Source organism: Arthrobacter sp. DNA4 (genome assembly GCF_024362385.1).
Taxonomy (GTDB): Bacteria; Actinomycetota; Actinomycetes; order Actinomycetales; family Micrococcaceae; genus Arthrobacter.
This window is the reverse complement of the sequence record NZ_CP101466.1, coordinates 3,126,609-3,150,343: the sequence shown is the minus strand read 5'-3', so window position 1 is coordinate 3,150,343 and position 23,735 is coordinate 3,126,609. Positions and strand designations below refer to the sequence as shown.

Annotated in this window: 21 protein-coding genes; 15 read left to right on the top strand and 6 right to left on the bottom strand. The window is 64.9% G+C overall.

What is annotated here, in order from left to right; all coding sequences use genetic code 11:
• Positions 1-56: 56 nt before the first annotated feature.
• Entirely contained in the window at positions 57-1,007 is a 951-nt protein-coding gene (locus NMQ03_RS14460) for an N-acetylglucosamine kinase (protein ID WP_255172757.1), read from the top strand.
• On the opposite strand, the gene NMQ03_RS14455 is transcribed toward NMQ03_RS14460, so the two are convergent.
• On the bottom strand, positions 1,004-2,023 hold the full coding sequence (locus tag NMQ03_RS14455) for a pirin family protein (RefSeq protein WP_255172756.1): 1,020 nt from the start codon (positions 2,021-2,023) through the stop codon (positions 1,004-1,006). The two genes, NMQ03_RS14460 and NMQ03_RS14455, sit on opposite strands and share 4 nt — an antisense overlap.
• 238 nt (positions 2,024-2,261) lie before the next feature.
• Between NMQ03_RS14455 and NMQ03_RS14450 the strand changes: the two genes are divergently transcribed.
• The 6 genes from NMQ03_RS14450 to NMQ03_RS14425 all read left to right on the top strand — a co-directional run bounded on the left by NMQ03_RS14450 (position 2,262) and on the right by NMQ03_RS14425 (position 8,060).
• Complete coding sequence (locus NMQ03_RS14450; RefSeq protein ID WP_303693487.1) at positions 2,262-3,362, top strand: ABC transporter ATP-binding protein; 1,101 nt, start codon at positions 2,262-2,264, stop codon at positions 3,360-3,362.
• Complete coding sequence (locus tag NMQ03_RS14445) at positions 3,362-4,090, top strand: ABC transporter permease (RefSeq protein WP_255172755.1); 729 nt, start codon at positions 3,362-3,364, stop codon at positions 4,088-4,090. Before NMQ03_RS14450 ends, NMQ03_RS14445 begins: the two co-directional genes overlap by 1 nt.
• Positions 4,087-4,833 (top strand): ABC transporter permease, encoded by a 747-nt coding sequence (locus tag NMQ03_RS14440; RefSeq protein ID WP_255172754.1) that lies wholly within the window; start codon positions 4,087-4,089, stop codon positions 4,831-4,833. Before NMQ03_RS14445 ends, NMQ03_RS14440 begins: the two co-directional genes overlap by 4 nt.
• Positions 4,830-5,792, top strand: a complete 963-nt coding sequence (locus NMQ03_RS14435; RefSeq protein ID WP_255172753.1) for an ABC transporter substrate-binding protein — start codon at positions 4,830-4,832, stop codon at positions 5,790-5,792. Before NMQ03_RS14440 ends, NMQ03_RS14435 begins: the two co-directional genes overlap by 4 nt.
• A gap of 141 nt (positions 5,793-5,933) precedes the next feature.
• A complete protein-coding gene (locus tag NMQ03_RS14430) occupies positions 5,934-7,154 on the top strand; it encodes a pyridoxal phosphate-dependent aminotransferase (protein WP_255172752.1) in 1,221 nt (406 codons plus the stop codon).
• Between the two features lie 51 nt (positions 7,155-7,205).
• Complete coding sequence (locus NMQ03_RS14425; protein WP_255172751.1) at positions 7,206-8,060, top strand: PPK2 family polyphosphate kinase; 855 nt, start codon at positions 7,206-7,208, stop codon at positions 8,058-8,060.
• 77 nt (positions 8,061-8,137) lie between these two features.
• Here NMQ03_RS14425 and NMQ03_RS14420 read toward each other — a convergent pair whose 3' ends face one another.
• Together NMQ03_RS14420 and xseA are read right to left on the bottom strand one after the other, a co-directional pair.
• The gene (locus NMQ03_RS14420; protein ID WP_056334565.1) at positions 8,138-8,356 is read right to left on the bottom strand and encodes an exodeoxyribonuclease VII small subunit; all 219 of its coding nucleotides are present in this window, start codon (positions 8,354-8,356) and stop codon (positions 8,138-8,140) included.
• Positions 8,353-9,705, bottom strand: a complete 1,353-nt coding sequence (gene xseA, locus NMQ03_RS14415; protein ID WP_255172750.1) for an exodeoxyribonuclease VII large subunit — start codon at positions 9,703-9,705, stop codon at positions 8,353-8,355. The genes NMQ03_RS14420 and xseA overlap by 4 nt, the downstream gene beginning before the upstream one ends.
• Before the next feature lie 161 nt (positions 9,706-9,866).
• Between xseA and NMQ03_RS14410 the strand changes: the two genes are divergently transcribed.
• Complete coding sequence (locus NMQ03_RS14410; RefSeq protein ID WP_255172749.1) at positions 9,867-10,718, top strand: hypothetical protein; 852 nt, start codon at positions 9,867-9,869, stop codon at positions 10,716-10,718.
• Between the two features lie 9 nt (positions 10,719-10,727).
• Positions 10,728-11,807: a 4-hydroxy-3-methylbut-2-enyl diphosphate reductase gene (locus NMQ03_RS14405; RefSeq protein WP_255172748.1), complete on the top strand. Its 1,080-nt coding sequence runs from the start codon at positions 10,728-10,730 to the stop codon at positions 11,805-11,807.
• 94 nt (positions 11,808-11,901) lie between these two features.
• Here the strand turns inward: NMQ03_RS14405 and NMQ03_RS14400 are convergent, their stop codons facing one another.
• Positions 11,902-13,131: a DNA recombination protein RmuC gene (locus NMQ03_RS14400; RefSeq protein ID WP_255172747.1), complete on the bottom strand. Its 1,230-nt coding sequence runs from the start codon at positions 13,129-13,131 to the stop codon at positions 11,902-11,904.
• Between the two features lie 90 nt (positions 13,132-13,221).
• Between NMQ03_RS14400 and ychF the strand changes: the two genes are divergently transcribed.
• Positions 13,222-14,307 (top strand): redox-regulated ATPase YchF, encoded by a 1,086-nt coding sequence (gene ychF, locus NMQ03_RS14395; RefSeq protein ID WP_159631466.1) that lies wholly within the window; start codon positions 13,222-13,224, stop codon positions 14,305-14,307.
• A gap of 84 nt (positions 14,308-14,391) precedes the next feature.
• Here the strand turns inward: ychF and NMQ03_RS14390 are convergent, their stop codons facing one another.
• On the bottom strand, positions 14,392-14,916 hold the full coding sequence (locus NMQ03_RS14390; protein WP_255172746.1) for a DUF805 domain-containing protein: 525 nt from the start codon (positions 14,914-14,916) through the stop codon (positions 14,392-14,394).
• 216 nt (positions 14,917-15,132) lie between these two features.
• Here NMQ03_RS14390 and NMQ03_RS14385 point away from each other — a divergent pair, with 216 nt between their 5' ends.
• From NMQ03_RS14385 to NMQ03_RS14365, 5 genes are all read left to right on the top strand, one after another.
• On the top strand, positions 15,133-16,893 hold the full coding sequence (locus tag NMQ03_RS14385; RefSeq protein ID WP_255172745.1) for an ABC transporter family substrate-binding protein: 1,761 nt from the start codon (positions 15,133-15,135) through the stop codon (positions 16,891-16,893).
• Positions 16,894-17,171: 278 nt separating this feature from the next.
• Entirely contained in the window at positions 17,172-18,860 is a 1,689-nt protein-coding gene (locus NMQ03_RS14380) for an ABC transporter substrate-binding protein (protein ID WP_255172744.1), read from the top strand.
• 124 nt (positions 18,861-18,984) lie between these two features.
• Positions 18,985-19,914 (top strand): ABC transporter permease, encoded by a 930-nt coding sequence (locus NMQ03_RS14375; RefSeq protein ID WP_142117098.1) that lies wholly within the window; start codon positions 18,985-18,987, stop codon positions 19,912-19,914.
• Positions 19,904-20,848: an ABC transporter permease gene (locus NMQ03_RS14370; RefSeq protein WP_255172743.1), complete on the top strand. Its 945-nt coding sequence runs from the start codon at positions 19,904-19,906 to the stop codon at positions 20,846-20,848. Before NMQ03_RS14375 ends, NMQ03_RS14370 begins: the two co-directional genes overlap by 11 nt.
• Positions 20,849-20,859: 11 nt before the next feature.
• A complete protein-coding gene (locus NMQ03_RS14365; RefSeq protein WP_255172742.1) occupies positions 20,860-22,566 on the top strand; it encodes an ABC transporter ATP-binding protein in 1,707 nt (568 codons plus the stop codon).
• Between the two features lie 122 nt (positions 22,567-22,688).
• Here the strand turns inward: NMQ03_RS14365 and NMQ03_RS14360 are convergent, their stop codons facing one another.
• Positions 22,689-23,582 carry an SGNH/GDSL hydrolase family protein gene (locus tag NMQ03_RS14360; protein ID WP_255172741.1) on the bottom strand — a complete coding sequence of 298 codons (894 nt, stop codon included), beginning with the start codon at positions 23,580-23,582 and terminating at the stop codon, positions 22,689-22,691.
• Positions 23,583-23,735 lie beyond the last annotated feature (153 nt).

The window sequence follows — 23,735 nt, the reverse complement described above, 5'->3', positions numbered from 1 at the left end:
CTTCCGGTGCCGGGGCGGCGGGGCGCCAAACATCATGGGGCAAGTACCCTTGTGACGTGACAAACACCCAGAACCCCTCTGCCACTCCTTTTGACCAAGCGGCAGGCTCCCCGGCCAGTCCATTGCACGGCATCACGATCGGGCTGGACATCGGCGGCACCAAGACCCATGGCATCCGTTTCGAGGACGGCCTCCCCGTGGCCGACGAGTCGGCCGGAAGCTCCAACGTCCAGAATGTCAGCCGCGAGCAGGCGGCACGCAACCTTGCGGACCTGTTCGCCAGGATCGGCAGAGGACACGTGGACCGGGTGTACGCGGGATCCGGCGGAATCGATACCGATGAAGACGCGGCCGCCCTGGCTGCGCTGATCCAGCCCCTGGCTCCCGAAGCACGCGTCACCGTGGTCCATGACTCCCGCCTCCTGCTGGCCGCGGGCCGCGCAGTCACCGGAGTAGCGGTCATTGCGGGCACTGGATCGGCCGCGTGGGGACGCAATGCCGACGGCAGGGAGGCCAGGGCCGGCGGTTGGGGCTACCTGCTGGGGGATGAAGGCAGCGGCTACTGGCTGGGCAGGGAGGCGGTCCGGCACAGCCTGCGCAGGATGAACCAGGGCCTGCCCGTCGACCAGCTCACCGCGGCCCTCCTGGCCTCCTGCGGTCTGGACCATCCCAACAAGCTCATCGCCTTGTTCCACTCACCGAACACCGGGAGGCGCTTCTGGGCCCAGCAGGCCAGGCACGTCGTGGAAGCCGCGGCCACCGGGCACCGGGACAGCGCAATATTGCTGGAGCAGGCCGGGCAGGACCTCGCTGCCCTGGCCGGTCAGGTGCTGGGCCAGCTGAAAATCGAAGGTCCGGTGATCCTGGGTGGCGGTCTCGGCATGAACGTGGCGCCCCTGCAGGAGTCCTTCCGCCGGAACCTTGCCGAAACCGGTGTGACGGAGGTCAGGGTGCTGGACCAGGAACCGGTGTTCGGCGTGCTGCAGTTGGTGGCCGAACCCGCTTAGCCCACGGAACGCTTCCGGGGCGTCAGCCGGACACCGGGGAGTGGGGGAGCGGGAATCCGGCCGGCCTCCGCCCCGGCATCCGGGCCGTGGCCCGGCACCAGGCCGTAGCGGGCTGCAGCCGCTTCAGCGTCCGGCAGGCCGGCCTGCGCTTCCCAGTCGTCCCTGGCCTTTTCCACTTCGTCATGGGTGCGGCCCACAAAGTTCCACCACATCAGCAGTTCCTCACCAAACGGCTCCCCGCCGATGAGCAGGAACCTCGTACCGGGGAGTGCCTCCACCCTGAGTTCGCTGCGGCCGGTGCCCAGGTAGCCCAGCGGTCCCGCGGGCAGGTCCTGGCCGTCCACCGCCAGGCCGCCGTCGAGCACCAGGATGCCGTGCTCAAAGCCGGGGTTCAACGGCAGCACCGCGTCCCCTTGGCAGGAAACGTCCGCGCCAACGATCGGCGAAAACACTGTTGCGGGGGAGGCCACCCCTGCAAGCTCTCCCACCATGACGGTCGCCGTGAAGCCCGGGCCGGCGGCGCGCGGCAGTTCGCGGTGCTGCTCGAATGCAGGCTCCCGATGCCGGTCCCCGTCAGGAAGGGCAACCCACAGCTGCAGGCCCTGCTGCAGCGGCAACTCCCCGCCGCCGGCAGGCAACACAGCGAACTCGGAGTGGGATACGCCGTGGCCTGCTGTCATGATGTTCAGCTCCCCGGGACGGACCACCACGTCGCTGCCCACGCTGTCCCGGTGGTGGATGTGCCCTGCCAGCGGCCAGGTCACCGTCTGCAGCCCGATGTGCGGATGGGGAAGGACGGACATCGCAGTCCGGTCCGGGCCGAAACTGTCCAGGAAGCACCAGGCCCCGATGGTGGGGAGGCCGCGCTGGGGCAGCGTACGTTTGACGTTCATGGCGCGGACCCCGCCCAGGGGCACTTCGCGTTCAGGCCACAGCTGCAGGCAGGGGCCGGACGTCCCTCCTGCGGGGGCGGGCGGGCAAACTTCCTGCTGCGGCGAAACTTCCAAGTTGGTCACGCCTCCACTTTAGGCCGGGCTGCGGCGCCCCGACAGGAGCCGCTGTGTGTGCGGATCCTGCGGAACCCATCCATCCCGGTTGGGGTTCCGAATGGTTACAGTAGGGATTCCTTTGCGCGGATTAGGGCCTCAGCTGCTGAAGCCTGCCACCGTTTGGGCTACCGTAACTATCAGCGTGCTTATGGCAATGTCGCGGTGCTGGGAACAGCCCGTCCAAGAGAACAGGTAAGTCCGCACCATGGACCAGGCGATGATCGAGTTCCAGAGCGTTACCAAGCAGTATCCGGGCGGCCAGCCGGCTGTGGACGGGTTGTCCATGTCCATCGCCAAAGGTTCCGTCACCGTCTTTGTGGGTCCTTCCGGCTGCGGCAAAACAACGTCCCTCAGGATGATCAACCGGATGGTGGAACCCACATCAGGCACCATCACCGTGGACGGCCGGGATGTCACCTCGGTGCCGGCGGCGGAACTGCGGCGGTCCATGGGCTATGTAATGCAGTCCGCCGGGCTCCTGCCCCACCGCTCCGTCCTGGACAACATCGCCACCGTTCCGCGCCTGAACGGGGTCTCCAAAGCGGACGCCCGGAAGCGTGCCCGCGAACTCCTGGACGTGGTGGGCCTGGCGCCGTCGCTTGGCGGGCGCTACCCGTCGCAGCTTTCCGGCGGCCAGCAGCAGCGTGTGGGCGTGGCGCGCGCCCTCGCTGCGGACCCGCCCGTGCTCCTCATGGATGAGCCGTTCAGCGCGGTGGACCCCGTTGTCCGCGACGAACTCCAGCACGAGCTGCTGCGACTGCAAAAGGATCTGGCCAAGACCATAGTTTTCGTGACCCACGATATCGATGAGGCCACCATCCTGGGCGACAAGGTGGCTGTCTTTGCCACCGGCGGCAGGCTGGCCCAGTACGCCTCGCCCGAGGAGATCCTGCGGGCGACGGCCAACAACTTTGTGGCATCCTTCGTGGGGCGCGACCGCGGCTTCCGGCACCTGGGTTTTTCCCCGTCCGACGGCGTGGCGATCCACCCGGTGCCCACGATCATCCGGGCCTCGGGAGGGTACGAGTCGGATTCCAGCGCTGCCGGCGGCTGGCAGCTGGTGGTGGATGCGGACAAGCGTCCGCTGGGATGGTCGGCACCCGGCACGGAGACTGAACTGATCCCCGGGGGCTCGCTGTTCCGTCCCGGAGAGAGCCTCCGCCGCGCCCTGGATGCGGCCCTGTCCTCGCCGTCCGGCCTTGGCGTTGCCGTGGACGCCGACGGCGTGGTCCTGGGGGTGGTCCGCGGCGGTGAGGTCCTGGCGTTGATCGAAGAAGCGCGCCAGGTGCGGCAGGCTGCCCTCTGATGGAATGGTTCCTGGCCAATACCGGCATGATCCTGGAGCGCGGCGGCCAGCACCTGGTGCTGGCGCTGGTCCCTATGGTCCTGGGCCTGCTCATTTCCATCCCGCTGGCACAGTTGGCGCGGCGAAACAGCGCCTTGCGTTCCGTGGTGCTGACAGCGTCATCCCTCCTGTACACCATCCCGTCCCTCGCGCTGTTCATCATCCTGCCCACCATCCTGGGCACCCGGATCCTCGATCCCCTCAACGTGGTGGTGGCGCTGACCATCTATGCGGTGGCCCTGCTGGTCCGCGCTGCCCTGGATGCCTTTGATTCCGTTGACGCGGATGTCAGCCAGGCCGCGCAGGCCATGGGGTTCAAGCCGGTGGCCCGGTTCCTGCAGGTTGACCTGCCCCTCTCCTTGCCGGTCATGTTCGCCGGTCTGCGGGTGGTGTCGGTCAGCAACATCTCGCTGGTCAGCGTTGCGGCCCTCCTGGGCGTCGGCAACCTGGGCATGCTCTTTACCGACGGGCTGCAGCGCGACTTCGTCACCGAGGTAGTGGTGGGCATCGTGGCCATCCTGATCCTCGCATTGCTCATGGACGCCATCCTGGTCCTGCTGGAACGCGTGCTCACTCCCTGGGAGCGGGCCGGAAGCCGGCGGGACCGCAGTTCAGGGCGTCTCCCATCGGAAGCACCTGCCGCAGCGGAGCGCTTTGCACGGCCGGAGACCGGCGGTGGCAACGCGTGAGTAACGTCTTCGCCGATACCTTCGCCTGGCTTTCGGATCCCCTGCACTGGTCCGGAAGCATGGGCATCCCCGTCCGGCTGGGGGAGCACCTGCAGTACACGGGGCTGGTCATGCTGATCGCCACCGCCATCGCGGTTCCCGTTGGTCTCTTCGTGGGGCATACGGGAAGGGGACGCGTTGCTGTCGTTGCCCTGGCCGGTGCCCTGCGCGCCCTGCCCACCCTCGGCCTGCTGATCCTGTTCGTACTGCTGGTAAGCATCGGACTGATGCCCCCCATATGGGCCCTGGTGATCCTCACAGTCCCGCCGCTCCTGGCCGGAACCTACGCCGGGATCTCCAGTGTGGACCGGAACGTGGTTGATGCTGCCCGCGCCATGGGCATGACGGAGCTGCAGGTCCTGCTCCGGGCCGAACTGCCCAACGCCCTCACCGTCATGTTCGGCGGGTTCCGGACCGGCGTGCTGCAGGTGATCGCCACTGTCTCGGTGGTGGCGTACATCAACCTCGGCGGACTGGGCCGGTATCTCTTTGACGGACTGGTCCTCAGCGACTTCCCCCAGATGCTGGGAGGTTCCCTCCTCATCGCTGTGCTGGCGATCGCCGTCGACCTCGTCCTGTCCCTGTTCCAGAGGCTGTTCCTCACCCAGGGCGCCTCAAGACTGTCCCACCGCAGCCAGGAGGCCGCGGTTGAACTCACAGACCCCGTAGTTGCGGAGACTGTTGTACAAGGAGGTAAGTCATGAAAGATAGCCGTCCCCAGCGCCTCGGCAGGCGGGCGTTCAGCGGCCTTGCCGCCGGGCTTGGCCTGGCAGTGGCGCTGTCAGCCTGCGGCGGTTCGTCCGATCCGCTGAAGAACGCGCCCGCATCCAGTGCCGGCGCTTCCGGCGGAGCCACATCCCTGGTGGTGGGTTCCGCGGACTTCCCGGAAAGCCAGATCATCGCCGAACTGTACGCGGGCGCCTTGAACGCCAACGGAATCACCGCCACCACCAAACCGAACATCGGCTCCCGCGAGGTCTACTTCAAGGCCGTCCAGGACGGTTCGGTGGATGTGGTGCCGGACTACAGCGGCAACCTGCTGCTGTACGTGGACAAGGAAGCCAAGGAAGTCTCCGCAGGGGACATCGCCAAGGCGCTGCCTGGCAAGCTGCCGGACGGGCTCGGGGTCCTGGACGTCTCCAAAGCTGAGGACAAGGACGCCATGGTGGTCACCAAGGCAACCGCGGAGAAGTACCAGCTGAAGTCCATTGAGGACCTGGCCAAGGTCTGCAGCCAGATTGTCGTGGGAGCCCCGGCCACCTTCGCCGAGCGCGCTTACGGCCTGCCCGGGCTGAAGAAGAACTACAACTGCGAGCCCAAGAAGCTGGAACCCTTCAGCGACGGCGGTGGCCCGGTGACGCTCAAGGCGCTGCTGGAGGACCAGGTGCAGGTGGCCGATATCTACACCACCACGCCGTCCATCGCGGACAACGACCTCGTGGTGCTGGACGATCCCAAGAACAACTTCATCGCCCAGCAGGTCCTGCCGCTGTACAACAAGGCCAAGATGACGGACAAGGCCAAGGAGGCACTGAATTCGGTGTCCAGCACCCTCACCACGGATGACCTGATCAACCTCAACCGTGCCGTCAGCGGCAGCCAGAAGCAGGACGCCAAGACGGCAGCAACCAACTGGCTCAAGGAGAAGGGCATCGTCAAGTAGGTCCGCGATCCCTGCCCCTGGGCAGGTACACGCAGGTGACGACGACGGCGGCTGCCGGACTTTCGAAGGTCCGGCAGCCGCCGTCGGCCATGTGGCGGATGTCTCAACGGCCATGCATCCTTCCTGTGGCATATTTGAGGGATGGCAGAATTCAGGCAGTCCACGAAGCTCAACAACGTCCTTTATGACATCCGTGGACCGATCCTTGAAGCCGCCCAGCAGATGGAGGCGGAGGGCCACAGGATCCTCAAGCTGAACATCGGGAACCCGGCGCCGTTTGGCTTCGAGGCACCGGACGCCATCCTCGTGGACATGATCCGCCACCTGCCCCACGCCCAGGGCTACAGCGATTCGCGTGGCATCTTTTCGGCGCGCACCGCCGTCTCGCAGTACTACCAGACCCGCGGAATCCAGAACATCCACGTTGACGACATCTACCTGGGCAACGGTGTCAGCGAGCTCATCACCATGTCCCTGATGGCGCTGCTGGACTCAGGCGACGAGGTGCTCATCCCCACGCCGGACTACCCGCTCTGGACAGCGTCCGTGGCGCTCGCCGGCGGCAAGCCGGTGCACTACCTCTGCGATGAAGAGTCCGGCTGGCAGCCTGACCTGGAGGACCTGGAAGCCAAGATCACACCCCGCACCAAGGGCATCGTGGTCATCAACCCGAACAACCCCACCGGCGCTGTGTACCCGGAACAGACCCTGAAGCGCATCGTGGCCCTGGCCGAAAAGCACGGCCTGGTGATATTTGCCGACGAGATCTACGAAAAGATCCTGTACGAGGACGCCGTCCACGTGAACCTGGTAAGCCTCACCGGCGACCACGTCCTGTGCCTGACCTTCAGCGGGTTGTCCAAGGCCTACCGCGTCTGCGGTTACCGGGCAGGCTGGATGGCCATTTCAGGACCCAAGAAGGATGCCGCCGACTACCTGGAAGGCATCAACCTCCTGGCCAACATGCGCCTGTGCGCCAATGTGCCGGCCCAGCACGCCATCCAGACGGCATTGGGTGGCTACCAGAGCATCAACGACCTCATCCTCCCGGGCGGTAAGCTGCTGGAGCAGCGCAACAAGGCCTACGACATGCTGAACGCCATTCCCGGAGTCAGCACTCAGCAGGCCAAAGGCGCCCTGTACCTGTTCCCGCGGCTTGACCCCGAGGTCTACCACATCCGGGATGACGAGAAATTTGTCCTTGACCTCCTGAGGGAACAGAAGATCCTGGTATCGCATGGCCGTGCCTTCAACTGGGTGCGCCCGGACCACTTCCGCATGGTGACGCTGCCCAACGTGAAGGACATCGAAGAGGCTATCGGGCGCATGGGGGACTTCCTAAGCAGGTACCAGGGGAACTAGCCTGTGCTCACGGGCCACCGGGCCCGTGTACCCCCTGCGGAGAGGAACCCCATGGCCCGCGTCGTTGGCTTCGACCAGCATCCGTCTGAGACCCTGCGCGTTGGAAAGGGATTTTCCTTGGCCGCGGTGGACCCGGACGCCACTCCGGGTTACAGCGGCAACAAGGCCGACGGCGAGGCGTTGCTGGCTGAGATGGACGGGACGCTGTCGGAGCTGCAGGAACAGCTGTTCGCCGAATCACGGGTCGGCGGCAAGAAACGGATCCTCTTGGTCCTCCAGGCCATGGATACAGTAAGCAAGGGCGGAATCGTCAACCACGTCATGGCCACCATGGACCCCCAGGGCGTCCAGTTCAAGGCGTTCAAGGCCCCCACCGAGCAGGAGAAGTCCTACGATTTCCTCTGGCGTATCGAGAAGGAGGTCCCCGCAGCCGGGATGGTAGGGATCTTTGACCGCTCCCACTACGAGGACGTCCTCATCCACCGCGTCCACAACTGGGCCACCCCGGAAGAAATCAACCGGCGCTACCGGGCCATTAACGAATTCGAAGCCCGCCAAACCGACGCCGGCACCAAGATCATCAAAGTGATGCTCAACATCAGCAAGGATGAGCAGAAATCCCGGCTGCTGGCCCGCTTGGACAACCCTGCCAAGCACTGGAAATACAGCAGTGGCGACCTGAAGGAACGGGCCTTTTGGGATGACTACATGGCCGCCTACCAGGCCGCCTTCGAAGAGACCAGTTCAGCGATTGCCCCATGGTACGTGGTTCCCGCCAACAAGAAATGGTTCGCCCGCATCGCCGTGCAGCAATTGGTGATGTCGGCGCTGTCCGATTTCCGCCTGGAGTGGCCCAAGGCTGAATTCGACGTCGACATCGAACGGGAGCTCGTAGCCCGTTCCTGAGCCCGGGCCCTGGGGCCGGAGCAGTGTGGCCCGGTACAAAGCCGCGGTCCCAAGGGCTGGCCTGGTCCGGCGGTTGTTTACAGCGGCTGGTCGCGGGCAGCGGCCAACCGCTTCCGTGCTCCCTCGAGCCACTCCTCGCACCGCGCGGCCAGTGCCTCGCCGCGCTCCCACAAGGCCAGGGATTCTTCCAGGCTTGCCCCTCCGGCCTCCAGCCTGCCCACCACGGCGATGAGCTGCTCCCGGGCCTCCTCATAGCTCAGCGCGGCAACGTCGGATTCTGGTTTCTGTTCGGTCATGCCTTCTCTTCCACTTCCTGGTGCTGGTCTGGGTTTCCTGGGTGCGGTGCCCTGGTGGACTCCGCAGGGCCGGTGGAGGTGGCCCCGAAGCGTCCCTCCGCCACACGGATGGACAAGGGGGCACCTGCAGGTGCTTCGGCGGGCCTGCGGACGACGGCGTGGCCGGCCTCGGCGATCCGTGCGGCCTGGTCTCCTGCCAGTTCGACGACGGCGTACCCCCGGTCCAGGGTCTTCTGCGGTGAGAGCGCGCGGACCTGGGCTTTCAGATGCTCCAGCTGGTCCGCTGCCCGCACCACCGTGGAGCTCACCGCGGCGGAGGAGCGCCGCAGCAGCCGTTCGATTTCCTCGCCCCGGACGGAGACCATGCCCTCGGGCGCCGCCATGACGGGCCGCGAATGCAGTGCCGCCAGCCGGTCCGACTCCCGGTCCACCAGCCGTTCCACGCAGCGCCGCAGCTGTTCCCGCGCCTGGCGCACCCCGGCAAGTTCCTCGGATACCTCCGGCACGATCCGCTTCGCGGCGTCGGTGGGGGTGGAGGCCCGGAGATCGGCGACGTAATCCAGCAGCGGGCGGTCCGCCTCATGGCCAATGGCGCTCACGACGGGCGTGTTGGCCGCGGCCACGGCACGGATCAGCTCCTCGCTGTTAAAGGGCAAGAGATCCTCCAGTGCCCCGCCGCCCCGGGCGATGACGATGACATCCACCTCAGGCCGGGCGTCCAGCTCACGCAGGGCACGGACTATTTGGGACACGGCCGTGTTTCCCTGGACGGCCACCTCGCGGATCTCGAACTCCACCGCCGGCCACCGGAGGGCCGCGTTGCGAAGGATGTCCTTCTTGGCGTCCGAATCCCGACCCGTGATCAGGCCGATGCGGTGCGGCAGCAGGGGCAGCCGCTTCTTCCGGGAATCGGCGAAAAGACCCTCAGCCGCGAGGGCCTGGCGCAGCCGCTCAATCCGGGCCAGCAGGTCACCCAGTCCGACCGGCCGGATGTCCCGCACCAGCATGTTCAGCCGGCCCGTCTTCAGCCAGAACTCCGGTTTCAGCAGGGCCACCACCCGTGATCCGCGCTCCAGTGGAAGGTTCTGCCGCTCCAGGACCTTGGTCCAGACGGAAGCCGGCAGCGACACCTCCGCGTCCACGTCCCGAAGCGTGATGTAGGCGTTGGTCCCGCGCCGGTTCAGTTCAATGACCTGGCCTTCAACCCACGCCGACGGGGTGCGGTCGATGTGGGCCTTGAGCTTCTGCGACAGCAGCTGCAGCGGCCACGGGTTGTCCGGGCTGGTTTCCGCCGCGGTGGTAAGCAACGTAGTGGGGGCAGTACCCGGTAACGAGGCCTGGTCAGACATGCGGACGCCGGTGGGAGGCTGGTGCTGCGGGCATGCGGTCCTTCAACTGTCGTGGGCGGTCAATCAACCTTATCCATAAGGTCTAGCACCGGGGACTGACAGGGGCAGCCCCTGGACCCTGCCTAGGATGGGATAAGGCCCCCAACCCCTAAGGACCTGTTGTGCGCACTTTTATCTCTGCCATCGCCACCGTGCTGGGCATACTCCTCGCCGCCGTTGCCGTTCCCGCCATCTGGGTGGACCGCAACATCGTCCAGGAAGACGGCTTCGTCCGTCTTGCAGCTCCACTTGGCAGGGACACGGAATTTCAAAAGAAGCTGGCCGCCGCCGCAGTGGGAACGATTGATACCGGGGCGGTTCCCGGGTTCCTCTCGGGTCTGGTGGAGCCAATGCTTGAAAAGGCGGCGGAGTCACTGACCGGGTTGCCCGGCTATCCGGCGGCCTGGGAGGAGACCCTCCGCAGAAGCCACCGCCTCAGCTTTGCCGATCCTGCCGCGGCATCCCAGGGAGGAGCGTCGGCGTCGTCCCTGACCCTCGACGTTGCCCCGCTGGTTGCCCTGGGCTCGGAGGAGATCTCCCGCACCACCAGGCTTCCCCTCGACCCGCCGGAACAGACGCTGATCAATGTAGGCCAGCCTGCGCAAAAGGAGTGGACTGAACGGCTGGCCACCTACGCGCCCATGGGCTACATCCTGGCCATCGGGTCGGCCGTAGCGTTCCTGCTGGCGCTCGTGGCGGCACGCCGCCGCGGGACGGTGCTGCTGGCCGCCGGCCTTGGGGGACTGGCGCTCGCGGGGCTGTGGGGGCTGGGACTGCAGCTGGGGTCAGCCCGCGCCCAGGCCACGGACACCGGCAATGCGGTGGCCAACATGTTCCGTGACCATTTCCTTGCCGCTGCCGGCGCGGACTTCCAAACGTGGATCGCCGCGGCCGGGGTTGCCGGTGGCGTCCTGGTGGCGGTGGGCATTGTGACGTTGTTCGCATCCCGGAAACGGGTGGGGACCAGCCGGTAACATGGAGGAATGACCACCTCGGCTGTATCCCTTTCGATGCCAACCATTCCGCGCAGGCGCCGCTCGCCTGAGGAGGTAGCAGCCGCAGCCCCCGTAAACGGAACCAAGAAGGTGCTGCTGGCCGCTCCCCGCGGATACTGCGCAGGCGTTGACCGGGCCGTGATCGCGGTCGAAAAGGCGCTGGAACACTACGGGCCGCCCGTGTATGTCCGCAAGCAGATTGTCCACAACGTCCACGTGGTCAGCTCGCTGGAGGAAAAGGGCGCCATCTTCGTGGACGAAACGGACGAAGTACCCGAAGGTGCCCTCGTGATCTTCTCCGCCCACGGAGTGTCCCCGGCAGTGGTCGAGTCCGCCGAAACCCGGGGCCTGCGCACCATTGACGCCACGTGCCCCCTGGTCACCAAAGTGCACAAGGAAGCCGTCCGCTTCGCAAAGGACGATTTCGATATCCTCCTGATCGGCCACGACGGCCATGAGGAAGTGGAAGGCACCTCAGGGGAGGCGCCGGAGCACATCCAGATCATTAATGGCCCGCACGAAGTGGACCAGGTCACTGTCCGCGACCCCGAAAAGGTCATCTGGCTTTCGCAGACCACGCTGAGCGTGGACGAGACCATGGAGACCGTCCGGCTGCTCAAGGAACGGTTCCCCACCCTGCAGGATCCGCCCAGCGACGACATCTGCTACGCCACCACCAACCGCCAGGTGGCCATCAAAAAAATTGCGCCCAAGGCGGACCTGGTGATCGTGGTGGGTTCGGCCAACTCGTCCAACTCTGTCCGGCTGGTGGAGGTGGCGCTCGAATACGGTGCCAAGGCCTCGTACCGGGTGGATTTCGCCAACGAGGTTGACGAGGCGTGGTTTGAAGGCGTCGCAACCGTGGGTGTGACCTCGGGGGCATCCGTTCCCGAGGTGCTGGTGCAGGACGTGCTGCGGCTGCTGGCTGATTACGGCTACGGAGCCGTGGAGGAAGTGGTTACGGCCGAGGAAGACCTCCTCTTCTCGCTGCCCAAGGAACTCCGGGCCACCCTGAAGCAGGCCGGCGATGTCAGCCGCGCGCTGGGCGGACGCCGGTCCCGCAGCTAAAACCGCGATCACATTTCAACCGTCACCACATCTCAACGGAAGGGGCCGGGCAGCCACCACGCTGCCCGGCCCTTTCCGCATGCCGGCGGCCGTCTCAGGCCGCTTCGTCGTCGCCCTGCAGTTCCGGTGCCACCAACGCCCGCGGGGTAACTTCCACCAGCGAAGGTGCAACCAGGCCGGACTCCTCCAGGCTGTTGAGCTTCCGCGCTGTGGGCAGGACCCTGGCTTCCAGTGTGCCAACCATGGCGTTGTAACGGTCCACTGAGGTCTTCAGTGACGATCCCAGCTTGGTGACATTCTCGCCCAGCGTGCCCATCCGGTCGTACAGCTGCCGCGCAAGTTCGAAGAGCTCGCGTGCACTGTCCGTCAGGACGTCCTGGCGCCACGTGAACGCCACGGACTTCAGCACGGCCAGGAGGGTGCTCGGTGACGCAAGGACAACGTTGCGTGACAGCGCGTGATCCAGGAGTCCGGCGTCAGCAGTCAATGCCGCTGCGAGGATGGATTCGGCCGGGATGAAGCAGACCACCAGTTCCGGGGAGTTCCCGGGGATGTCCCAGTATTTCTTGGTACCCAGCGCGTCGACGTGCGCCCTCAGCGCCTTGGCGTGTGCCGCCAGCAGGGCCTGCCGGTTCCGGCCGTCGTTTGCCGACTGTGGCCCGGCGGCCCGTGCCAGGCGGGGGTCCACCGCGTCCAGTTCCTGTGCCTCAAGGTAGGACGACAACGGGACTTTTGCGTCCACCACCAGTTGCTTTTCACCCGGCAGCTGCACCACCAGATCCGGCCGCACAGCTGAGTCGTGGCCTGCGCTGTGGACCTGCTCGACGAAGTCGACGTGGCGGAGCATGCCGGCAGCCTCCACTACGCGCCGGAGCTGCACCTCGCCCCACTGGCCTCTGGCGCTGTTGGAACGCAGCGCCGATTCCAGGGCATGCGTGGAACGGATGAGCTGTTCATCGGACAGCCTGGCCTCCTGCAGCTGCTGGGCCAGTTGGCCGTACTGCTCAACCCGGTCCCGCTCCAGCAGTGCCACCTGCTGCTGCACCGCGGACAGCTTCTCGGCCACGGGCGCCAGGGCACGCAGCACGCTGCCGTCCTGTGTCCGGGCCTCACCCAGCTCACGGTTCTGTGCGGCCAAAAGCCGCCGCTCGGCGTCGGCCGCTGCCAGCTGCGCCGTGACATCGGACAGGCGGGACGACACCTGGTCGAAGTCCGACTCCAGGGCGTGCGAGTTCCGGCGCAATGAGAAATAGGTGGCTGCAGCGCCGGCAAGCGCACCGAGCAGCAGCATGAAGAGGGCCAGAATCAAGGCAAAAGCATCCATGGCTTCACTGTTGCACGGGGCTCTGACAATCATGGGCAGTGACATTCCCGGGTACAGGGCGGCGGGGTCCGGCGGGTAGAATCAATCCTCGTGGCTCTTACTATTGGCATCGTCGGACTGCCCAACGTCGGCAAATCAACCCTGTTCAACGCGCTCACCCGCAACCAGGTCCTGGCCGCGAACTATCCGTTCGCCACCATCGAACCCAATGTCGGCGTCGTGAACCTCCCGGACCCCAGGCTGCAGAAGCTCGCCGGGATCTTCGGCTCCCAGCGCGTCCTGCCCGCCGCGGTATCCTTCGTCGACATCGCCGGCATCGTGAAGGGCGCATCGGAGGGGGAGGGGCTTGGCAACCAGTTCCTGGCCAATATCCGCGAAGCTGAAGCCATCGCCGAAGTTGTCCGGGTCTTCGATGACCCCGACGTAATCCACGTCGACGGCAAGGTGGATCCCCGCTCGGACATGGAGACGATCAACACCGAGTTGATCCTCGCGGACCTGCAGACCATCGAAAAAGCCATCCCGCGGATCGAAAAAGAAGTCAAGATCAAGAAGCGGGAAGCCGCCGAGCTCGCCGCCATCAAGGCAGCGCAGGCGGTGCTGGAGCGGGGAGACACCATCTACTCCTCCATCAAGAGCGACAAACTGGAGATGGAACACCTCAAGGAGCTGGGCCTGCTGACTGCCAAGCCCTTCATCTACGTGTTCAATGCCGACGAAGGCATCCTGGGCAGCCCGGAAAAGCAGGAAGAACTGCGCGCCATGGTTGCCCCGGCAGACTGTATCTTCCTTGACGCCAAACTCGAGGCCGACCTTGTGGAGCTGGACGAGGAAGAGGCGCGCGAGATGCTGGAGATGAACGGCCAGGACGAATCCGGCCTGGACCAGCTGGCACGCGTGGGCTTCCACACCCTGGGGCTGCAGACCTACCTCACGGCGGGCCCCAAGGAAGCGCGAGCCTGGACCATCCGGCAGGGTGACACGGCACCGCAGGCAGCCGGCGTCATCCACTCAGACTTCCAGCGCGGCTTCATCAAGGCCGAAGTAGTCTCCTTCGACGACCTTGTGGACGCCGGATCCATGGCTGAGGCGAAATCCCGCGGCAAAGTCCGGATCGAAGGCAAGGAATACGTCATGGCCGACGGCGACGTGGTGGAGTTCCGCTTCAACGTCTGATTTCCGCAGGAACAGGCGCACTGCCGCCCCGGAATCATGCTGGCTACTGTCCAGGCCGAAAAACTGCCGGAGGTCTGCCCTGGCCTACGGCCCGGTCGGACCCGCGGGACCTGGCGGGTAGGGAGGCTGCTGCTGAGGCCAGGACGGGGGAGCGGATGATGCCTGCCCACGCTCCGGTGCAGGGTACTTGTCGAAACGCTGGCCATACGGGTTCTCCCGCTGTGCGAGCAGCACGATGAGCACAATCCATCCAAGCACGGGGATGAGGGCGAGCAGCAGCATCCAGGCGCTGAGGTTCACGTCGTGGAGGCGCCGGGACGCCACCGCGAGTGACGGGACAACGGTGGCGAGAAACCACAAACCACCCAGGGCGCTGGACCCCGTCACCTGGCCGTTGACTACAGTGGGACTGATGGAATTCAGCACCGCTGAGGCCAGCCCGGAAGCGAGGAACCACCACCAATATTCGCTTCGGCTGGCGCGCCCCGAGAAGACCGCGTACTTCTGGAAGACGCGTTTGACCGCGTCCACCGGCGGAGCACCGTAGTACGGCAGTTCGAGGGGCGGGACTGCACTTCCGGGCACATTGGACGGTTGGGGGATGCTCATCGAGCTTTTCCTTCCTGAGGTTCCGTTGCCAGCATGCTACGGAGTAAGCCGGGCCCGGGCTCGGGCCGTAGGTCCCGTCCGGCGGCCCGGACTACCTCCTTGTGGCGGGGGCACGGATTGGGCTGGCGGGCAGCAGCACCAAGTATCCTGAGTTTGTAGGGCGTGATCGAAGCGGCCCCAGTCCCCTCCGGAGAGGGAAAACCACAAGGAGGCGGCATGCCGGTCCGGCGTCTGATGCAGTTGCTCATCGCCGCGTTGGCGGCTGCCCTGGTTCTTTCCGGCTGTTCGGGCGGCAGCGCCCCGTCCGTGGTGGTGGGGGAGGCAAAGCGGGGCGGCAGCGTCACCGTGGCCGAGGTCAACGCATTCTCCTCGTTCAACCCCTACAGCGCCAGCGGCAACACCGACATCAACTCGAAGATCGGCGCCATCACACACTCGGGCTTCTTCTACCTGGACGACAGCTCCAAGGTGGTCCGCAACGACAAGTTCGGGCACTTCGAGAAGGTCTCTGACCAGCCGCTCAAAGTAAAGTACACGGTCAATGAGGGCGTGAAGTGGTCGGACGGTGCGCCCATCGGAGCTGCAGACCTCCTGCTGAGCTGGGCCGCCGGGTCAGGTTACTTCGATGACGTCGACCCCGCAGCGGGGAAGGGCACCAAGTACTTCTCGGTTGCCTCCGATACCACAGGCCTGGCGGGTACCCTGTTTCCCGAAATCGGGTCGGACGGCCGTTCCATCACCATTGAGTACGCCGCACCGTACGCTGACTGGGAAGTGGCGTTCGACGTCGGACTCCCGGCCCATGTCGTCGCTGCCAAGAGCGGACTCAACGATGAGGAAGACCTGGTCAAGCTCCTCAAGGACACGCCCCGGGGCAACCCGGACAAGCCGGCGTCGCACCCGGCCCTTAAAAAGGTCAGCGATTTCTGGAACACCGGCTTCGACACGAAGTCCGTTCCGGATGATCCTGCGCTCTACCTGTCCAGCGGCCCCTACATTGTCCGCGACATCGTGCCTGAAGTTTCCATGAAGCTGGTCCGGAACCGGGACTACGTGTGGGGCGCGGAACCGTGGCTGGATGAGATCAATGTCCGGTTCACGGGGGCCGTGCCGGCGGCGGTTGATGCTCTGCGCAACGGGCAGGCGGACATCATTTCGCCCCAGCCCTCGGCTGCCACGGACAATCTCCTCACCGGCCTGTCAGGCCAGGGCATCACCGTTGAACGGTACAAACAGTCCGGCTACGACCACCTTGACCTCAACTTCTCCGGAACGTTTGCGGACAAGGATGTCCGGGAAGCCTTCCTCAAAACGGTGCCGCGGCAGGCGATCGTGGACGCCGTGGTGGGCACCCAGGTGGCGGACAACAAGCCGCTGGACTCCCAAGTGTTCCTGCCCGGACAGCCAAAGTACGACGAGACCGTGAAAAACAACGGGTCTTCCGATTACGCCAAGGTGGACATCGATGGCGCAAAGAGGCTCCTTAAGGACGCCACCCCCAGCATCCGCATTCTCTATAACCGGGACAACCCGAACCGGGCCAAAGCCTTCGCCCTGATCCGCGATTCGGCCGCCCTGGCGGGATTCCGGGTTGTCGACGGCGGCCAGGGGAGTGCAGAGTGGGCTGCCGCGTTGAGCCGGGGCGGCTACGACGCCGCCCTGTCAGGCTGGATCGGGACTGAAGCGGGTGTCAGCAGGGTGCCGCAGATCTTCCGCACCGGGGCCGGCAGCAACTTCACGGGATATTCCGACGCCGACGCGGACAAGATCATGGAACAACTGGCCGTGACCACGGACCTGGGCAAACAGGACGAGCTTCTGGCCGGGATCGACAAGCACATCTGGGAGGACGCGTATGGCCTCCCCCTTTATCAAACCCCGGGAACAACGGCGTTCAATTCCCGGGTGGTAAGCGTGAAGACCAGCCCCGGTCCCCTCGGCGTGTGGTGGAACGTTGCGGAGTGGCGGCTGTCCTAGCCGCGGCCACGTCCTTTTTAGGGTCCTTTGGCTCTTGCGGCGCCGATTCGCCGTAAGGCCTACCGGCGAGTAGCATGTGACGTGCCTAACTATCGCCGCCGCCCGGGGCATTGAAAAGCCGCCGGTCACGGTTTGGCAACGGAGTACCAATATCTGGACTTCGTGCGGTTAGGCTAACTCGTATTGTGTAGGTTTCGTCACAGCGGTGAGCTGCGTCCGACCTGCGGGGAAGCACAAGATTCCCCTATACATCTCTCCCACAACTCATAGGAGGCGGAATGCGTTTTACGCGCACTTCCAAAGCACTGGGTATCGCGGCCATCACCGCGCTTGCCCTGACCGGGTGCGGCGCCGGCGGCGGCGGCAGCACCAACGGGTCCAGCAGCGCTGCCGGCGACCCGAACAAGGTGATCACCGCTTACAACAGCGAACCGCAAAACCCGTTGCTGCCGGCGAACACCAATGAAACGAATGGCGGCCGCGTCATCAACCTGCTTTTCGAAGGCCTCCGCACGTATGATGCCGACGGCAAAGCAGTGAACTCGCTGGCCGAGTCCATCGACTCCTCCGACGCCCAGAACTGGACCATCAAGGTCAAGCAGGGCCAGAAGTTCACCAATGGTGAAGCCATCACCGCCAAGACCTTCGTCGACTCCTGGAACTTTGCGGCCAACTCCAAGAACCTGCAGAACAACAGCTTCTTCTTCGAGTCCATCGCCGGCTATGAGGACGTCTCAGCCGTAACTACGGAGAAATCCGCGGACGGCAAGACCACCACCACGCCCGCTCCCAAGGCCGACAAGATGTCCGGCCTGGCAGCAACAGATGATTCCACGATCACGGTCAAGCTCACCCAGCCTGAGGCCGACTGGTCCCTGCGCTTGGGGTACTCCGCCTTCTACCCGCTGCCCTCGGCCGCGCTGGCGGACCCGAAGACCTTTGGGGAAAACCCGGTGGGCAACGGTCCCTACAAGTTCGAGAAGCAAGGCGCTTGGGTCCATGACCAGTCAATCGCGTTGGTGAAGAACCCGGACTACAAGGGCCCGCGTGAGGCCAAAAACGGTGGCATCACCTTCAAGTTCTATACCGACCCAGGCCCCGCGTACACGGACCTGCAGGCCGATAACCTCGACATCACCGATGTTCTGCCGTCCAACGCCACAAAGACCTATGTCAACGACTTCCCGGACCGCAACGCCACCAAGCCTGTTGCCACCAACGCCACGCTGAACATTCCCGGCTACAACCCGAACTTCCAGGGTGAAGCCGGAAAGCTCCGCCGCCAGGCGCTGTCCTACGCCATCAACCGTGAAGAAATCACGAAGGTTGTCTTCAACGGCACCCGTACCCCGGCCAAGGCCTTTGCCCCGCCGGTCATCGATGGCTTCAAGGAAGGCCTTAAGGGCAGCGAAGTCCTGAAGTTCGACGCCGCCAAGGCCAAGGACCTCTGGACGCAGGCTGAGAAGATCCAGCCTTACGACAGCTCCAAGCCGCTCCAGATCGCCTCCAACACCGACGGTGGCCACAAGGAATGGATCGACGCCGTGGCCAACGGCTTCAAGAACAACCTCGGCATCCAGGCTGAAATCCAGCCCTTCGCCAAGTTCGCTGAAGTCCTGAACCTCCGCAAGTCCCAGCAGCTGCCGGGCCTGACCCGCGCCGGCTGGCAGGGCGACTACCCGTCGCTGTACAACTTCCTGGGACCGGTCTGGGCAACGGGCGCTTCCTCCAACTATGAGAAGTACTCGAACCCCGAGTTCGACAAGCTGCTCAAGGAGGGCCTCGCCGCCAAGAGCACGGATGACGCGAACGCCAAGTTCAACCAGGCACAGGAGGTTCTGTTCCAGGACCTTCCGGGCTTGCCGCTTTGGGACTATGCCAAGGCAATTGTGTGGAGCAACAACGTTGCGAAGGCCGAGACCGGCTGGAACGGCGAAATTCTCTACTACAACATCACGGCTAAGTAGTCCCAGATCTAACTTGCTGTGAGGCGCACTGGGGGTCCGGTTACAGCCGGGCCCCCATTCGCTTGCAACTGCAGGAAGGCACCAATGAACCCGTTCTCCCCTTTGCCGGAAGGCAGGTAAACCTGTGGTCCGGTTTATTCTTCGCCGACTCCTACAGGTGATCCCTGTCTTTCTCGGCACCACGCTGCTCGTCTATTACATGGTGTTCGCCCTGCCCGGCGACCCCATCGCGGCGCTCTTCGGCGACCGCCAGCCCCCGCAGTCAGTCATCGACACCCTGCGCAGCCAGTACAACCTGGACCAGCCGTTCTGGGTCCAGTACGGCCTTTTCCTCAAGAACCTCTTCACCTTCAACCTGGGCAATGACTTCACGGGACAGCCAATCGCGGCCACTTTGGCCCGGGTCTTCCCCGTGACCGCCATGCTCGCGGTCGAGGCGCTGATTATTCAGGCCGTCTTCGGAGTGGCGTTCGGCGTCTTCGCCGGGCTCCGCCGCGGCGGCTGGTTCGACTCCACCGTCCTGGTGGCCTCGCTGGTGGTTATCGCCGTCCCCACCTTCGTCCTGGGCTTCGTCTTCCAGCTCGTCTTCGGCGTCCAGCTCGGCTGGGCCAAACCCACAGTCGGAGCCAATGCGGACTGGGGAAATCTGCTGTTACCGGCAGTAGTCCTGGGACTTGTCTCGTTCGCCTATGTCCTCCGCCTGACCCGTGCGTCGGTCAGCGAGGGCATGAACGCCGACTTCGTGCGGACAGCCACCGCCAAGGGCCTTTCCCGGCCCCGGGTGGTCCTGGCGCACATCCTGCGCAACTCGCTGATCCCGGTGGTGACCTACCTGGGCGCCAACCTTGGCGGCCTGATGGGCGGCGCCATTGTTACCGAGGGCATCTTCAATGTTCCCGGCGTAGGCAACAAGCTCTACCAGGCTGTCCTTCGCACTGAGGGACCCACCATCGTCTCCATCGTCAGCGTGCTGGTGCTGGTGTTCGTGGTGGCCAACCTGCTTGTCGATCTCCTGTACGCCTGGCTTGACCCGAGGATCCGCTATGACCAGTAACAACAGCCACTTTGTGGCCCCCATCGACGAGACGCCGCTGCAGGCGACGGACGCCGTCAAGACTGACCAGGCCCCGCTCAGCCTCTGGGCAGACGCCTGGCGCAAGCTTCGCCGTCGTCCGCTGTTCATCATTTCGGCTTTTCTTATCCTGGTGCTGATCGTCGTAGCGCTGTTCCCTGGCTTGTTCTCGTCGGTCCCGCCGAACGAGGGCTGCGAGCTCGCAAACTCAGAAGGCGGACCTGCGCCAGGGCATCCATTCGGCTTCACCTTCCAGGGCTGCGACATTTACTCCAGGGTCATCCACGGCACGCAGGCTTCACTTTCGGTAGGTATCCTTTCCGTCCTCTGCGTCCTCATCATCGGGGTGACGTTCGGTGCCCTCGCCGGCTTTTATGGCGGTTGGCTGGACACCATCCTCGCGCGTCTTGGTGATATCTTTTTCGCATTGCCATTGATCCTCGGGGCGCTTGTCATCACACAGTTGCCCATGTTCAGGGAAAACAAGAGCGTTTGGACCGTGGTCTTTGTCATCTCGCTGCTTGCCTGGCCGCAAATGGCCCGCATCACCCGTGGCGCTGTCATCGAGGTGCGTAACGCCGACTTTGTGACAGCAGCCCGCGCGCTGGGTGTCTCGAAATTCGGAACGCTGGTGAAGCACGTCCTTCCGAACGCCCTCGCACCCGTGATTGTCCTGGCCACCCTCGAACTCGGCGTATTCATCGTGGCGGAAGCCACCCTTTCGTTCCTGGGGATTGGCTTGCCCGAGGGGGTCATGTCCTGGGGGCACGATATCTCCGCAGCACAGACTTCCATACGAACGCATCCGCAGATCATGCTCTACCCGGCCGCCGCGCTCTCCCTTACGGTGTTGAGCTTCATCATGCTGGGCGACGCCGTGCGCGACGCCCTTGACCCGAAGAGCCGTCAGCGATGAGAGAAAAAGAGATGACAACTCCAGAAGTCCGCATTGATGAGGCCGGCACCACCGGCGTCAGGCCGCTGCTCGAAATATGTGACCTGGCCATCACCTTCAAGACCGGCGGCGGTGAAGTCAAGGCTGTCCGGGACGCGCACCTGACCATCATGCCCGGCGAAACCGTCGCGATCGTGGGGGAGTCCGGCTCCGGAAAGTCCACCACTGCCCTGGCAGCCATCGGCCTCCTGCCCAACAACGGCAGGGTTGCCGGGGGACAGATCCTGCTCGACGGAGAGGATATCGCCCACGCCAGCGAGCACCGCATGATCGAACTGCGCGGCAACACCATCGGCATGGTCCCGCAGGACCCGATGTCCAACCTGAACCCCGTGTGGAAGATCGGCTACCAGGTCAGGGAAACACTGAAGGCGAACGGCCGTCCCAGCGGGCCGGACGACATCGCCAAGGTGCTGTCCCAGGCTGGACTTCCGGACGCCAAACGCCGGGCCAACCAGTACCCGCATGAGTTCTCGGGCGGCATGCGCCAGCGTGCGCTGATCGCGATTGGCCTCTCCTGCCAGCCACGCCTGCTGATTGCGGATGAGCCGACGTCGGCCCTCGACGTCACCGTCCAGCGGCAGATCCTTGACCACCTGGAGACCATGACCAACGAACTGGGCACCTCGGTGCTGCTGATCACCCACGACCTGGGTTTGGCAGCCGAGCGCGCAGACAAAGTGGTGGTCATGTACCAGGGCCGTGTGGTTGAAGCAGGACCGTCCCTGGAGCTGCTGCGCAACCCGCAGCACCCGTATACCAAGCGGCTCGTGGAGTCCGCTCCGTCGCTCGCCAGCCGCCGTATCCAGGTGGCCAAGGAGCAGGGAGTGGAGACGGCGGACCTCCTGGCGCCCGGCGCCGAGACGGTGAAGTCCGATACCTTCCTGCAGATCCAGGATCTGCGGAAGGTCTACAAGCTTCGCTCGGGGCTGGGCAAGGCGACGGACTTCGCGGCCGTCGACGGCGTGAGCTTCGACGTCCGGCGGGGAACCACGACGGCGATCGTGGGGGAGTCGGGTTCCGGCAAGTCCACAGTGGCCAAGATGGTGCTCCAGCTGGAGAAGCCGACCGAGGGCAGGATCCTGTTCGACGGCGTCGATACCTCGGCCCTGAAGGCTGCCGAGCTGTTCAAGTTCCGCAGGCGGGTCCAGCCGATCTTCCAGGACCCGTACGGCTCCCTCGATCCGATGTACAACATCTACCGCACGATCGAAGAACCATTGCGGGTCCACAAGATCGGGGACCAGGCCAGCCGGGAGAAGAAAGTCCGGACGCTGCTGGACCAGGTGGCACTGCCCCAGTCCGCCATGCAGCGTTATCCCAACGAGTTGTCCGGCGGCCAGCGGCAGCGCGTTGCCATCGCACGGGCACTTGCGCTGGACCCCGAGGTCATCATCTGTGATGAGGCAGTCTCCGCGCTTGACGTGCTGGTGCAGGCGCAGGTGCTGAACCTGCTCGCCGACCTGCAGGCCAACCTCGGGCTGACGTATCTGTTCATCACGCACGACCTTGCCGTGGTGCGCCAGATTGCGGACCACGTCTGCGTGATGGAGAAGGGCCGCCTGGTGGAGACGGGATCCACGGACGAGGTCTTCGAGTCGCCCAAGCAGGACTACACGAAGGCGCTGCTGAACGCCATCCCCGGTGCGAAGCTGATGCTTCCGCCTGAGGTGGCATAGCGGGACGTTTTCCTTGAACGGCTGGAGCCGGGACCTTTGGGGCCCGGCTCCATCCGTTTAATTGGCCGGTTCGATTAACCGGCGAGACTGTTTGGACGGGCGGTAACAGCCCGGTTCGGCTGTCAGTCCTGGAAGGTGCTCCCGCTTGCAGGCACGGCAGCGAGGGCGCCCTGCTCCGCTGCGGGTTTCCGGTCCAGTCCGAGTTCCCGCAGCCTGCGCTCAAGAATCCCGCCCAGGGCCGTGCGGCCTTCGGGGTTCATATGCACCGCATCAGCGAGGTACTTTGCCAGTCCATACCTGGTGAGCCAATCTCCGGTGGAGACAAAGGGCACTCCATTTGCTGCCGCCACGGCACCGAGCAAAGCGTCCACCTCGCTCCGCCGCCCGCCGCCGTCGTTCGCTCCCCGGGCCAGGGTGCCGATCATTGCCAGCCGTGTGCCGGGATAGCGGCTCCGCAGCTCAGCGATCAGCCGCTCGGCGTTCCGCGAGATCTGCGCGTTGCTTGCTCCTCCGGCGGCGTCGTTGCCGCCACCCTCGACCACAAGGAGGGCGGGAGTCCCGGAAGGAAGCAACCAGTCCCCGCGCTGCAGGGCGTCCACGTAATTACCGGTAGCGCCGTTCGCCGCGACGTAGCCGGTGCCGCCGCGGCCGCAGAAGTATACGTTGTACCCGGCAGCGGCCAGGCCCAGGCGGGGCCAGCCGTCTACGGGTTCCGACTGCGAATCCCCAATCAGCAGGACCGTTCTGCCCACATCGGGAACAACTGCTTCCAGGCGGCCATTGCCCGTATTCAGGACGTGGGCAGTGGCTGCCACCGACACCTTCGGGGCGCCCGGCTTCACGGCTGCCACCTGGCTGTTGGCCGCCTGGCCTGTGGCTGCCCGCGACAGGCTGCTGACGGCCGAACCAGCGGAAAGTCCGTCGCCACCGGATCCCGCGACGGCCACGAGCCCGGCGACCACTGCGGCCACAGCCCACGCCGCACCGCGCATGGTGCTGGCCTTGGCAGGGGGCATCGTTGTCTCCGGCGTGCTCAAAGGATGGGCTCTGTGTCACAGACATCATGCCATGCACACGGAAGCGGTAGTGAACTTGGTCACACCGTGTACCGGCGGTCCCTGATCGCCGCACCTCCAGGGGCCGTCGACCCGGCCGGAATTTAGGCCAAC

Coding starts and splice junctions, on each gene's coding strand:
- NMQ03_RS14430 (WP_255172752.1), top strand. CDS start 5,934: ATGGCAGAATTCAGGCAGTCCACGAAGCTCAACAACGTCCTTTATGAC.
- NMQ03_RS14400 (WP_255172747.1), bottom strand. CDS start 13,131: ATGGATGCTTTTGCCTTGATTCTGGCCCTCTTCATGCTGCTGCTCGGT.
- NMQ03_RS14445 (WP_255172755.1), top strand. CDS start 3,362: ATGGAATGGTTCCTGGCCAATACCGGCATGATCCTGGAGCGCGGCGGC.
- NMQ03_RS14390 (WP_255172746.1), bottom strand. CDS start 14,916: ATGAGCATCCCCCAACCGTCCAATGTGCCCGGAAGTGCAGTCCCGCCC.
- NMQ03_RS14385 (WP_255172745.1), top strand. CDS start 15,133: ATGCCGGTCCGGCGTCTGATGCAGTTGCTCATCGCCGCGTTGGCGGCT.
- NMQ03_RS14420 (WP_056334565.1), bottom strand. CDS start 8,356: ATGACCGAACAGAAACCAGAATCCGACGTTGCCGCGCTGAGCTATGAG.
- NMQ03_RS14405 (WP_255172748.1), top strand. CDS start 10,728: ATGACCACCTCGGCTGTATCCCTTTCGATGCCAACCATTCCGCGCAGG.
- NMQ03_RS14425 (WP_255172751.1), top strand. CDS start 7,206: ATGGCCCGCGTCGTTGGCTTCGACCAGCATCCGTCTGAGACCCTGCGC.
- NMQ03_RS14360 (WP_255172741.1), bottom strand. CDS start 23,582: ATGCCCCCTGCCAAGGCCAGCACCATGCGCGGTGCGGCGTGGGCTGTG.
- xseA (WP_255172750.1), bottom strand. CDS start 9,705: ATGTCTGACCAGGCCTCGTTACCGGGTACTGCCCCCACTACGTTGCTT.
- NMQ03_RS14370 (WP_255172743.1), top strand. CDS start 19,904: ATGACCAGTAACAACAGCCACTTTGTGGCCCCCATCGACGAGACGCCG.
- NMQ03_RS14435 (WP_255172753.1), top strand. CDS start 4,830: ATGAAAGATAGCCGTCCCCAGCGCCTCGGCAGGCGGGCGTTCAGCGGC.
- NMQ03_RS14450 (WP_303693487.1), top strand. CDS start 2,262: ATGGACCAGGCGATGATCGAGTTCCAGAGCGTTACCAAGCAGTATCCG.
- NMQ03_RS14380 (WP_255172744.1), top strand. CDS start 17,172: ATGCGTTTTACGCGCACTTCCAAAGCACTGGGTATCGCGGCCATCACC.
- NMQ03_RS14365 (WP_255172742.1), top strand. CDS start 20,860: ATGACAACTCCAGAAGTCCGCATTGATGAGGCCGGCACCACCGGCGTC.